A 483-nucleotide genomic window follows, 5' to 3' on the forward strand; every position below is an offset into this window, starting at 1 on the left:
TATACATCTGCAGATCATGGGAGGCACGCTCAACCTGAAAACAGCCCTGGATATCTTCATCCGGTTGCGTACCCGGGCAACAAAGGGGCAGATTAATACCCCCTGTGATAGCAAGGAGATCGAACTTGCCCTGGGTAGACATCTTCAGACCATGGGGGGGGCAGACAACCTGAGAGTAGCTCTGGACATTTTTACCCAGCTGCGCACCCGAGCGGCCGGGGGGCAAGCGAACACCCCCTGTGAGGACAAGGAGATCGAACTGACTCTGGGTAGACACCTTGAGGCTATGGGGGGAGCGCACAACCTGAAAGCAGCCTTTGACATCTATACCCGGCTGCGCACCCGGGCGGCAGTGGGTAAGGCAAACACACCCTGTGATGACAAGGAGATCGAGCTGGCTCTGGGAAGAAATCTCCAGCTCATGGGAGGCATGGATAATCTGAGGCTGGCACTGGACATCTATACCCGGCTGCGCACCCTGGC

Annotated in this window: 1 protein-coding gene; it reads left to right on the forward strand. The window is 57.1% G+C overall.

Annotated features, from left to right (window positions below):
- Window positions 1–16 precede the first annotated feature (16 nt).
- Window positions 17–483: hypothetical protein (locus E1189_RS02450; RefSeq protein WP_196221083.1), on the forward strand; the 467-nt coding region annotated here is incomplete at its 3' end.

The organism is Parendozoicomonas verongulae (assembly GCF_009711465.1).
Taxonomy (GTDB): domain Bacteria; phylum Pseudomonadota; class Gammaproteobacteria; order Pseudomonadales; family Endozoicomonadaceae; genus Sansalvadorimonas; species Sansalvadorimonas verongulae.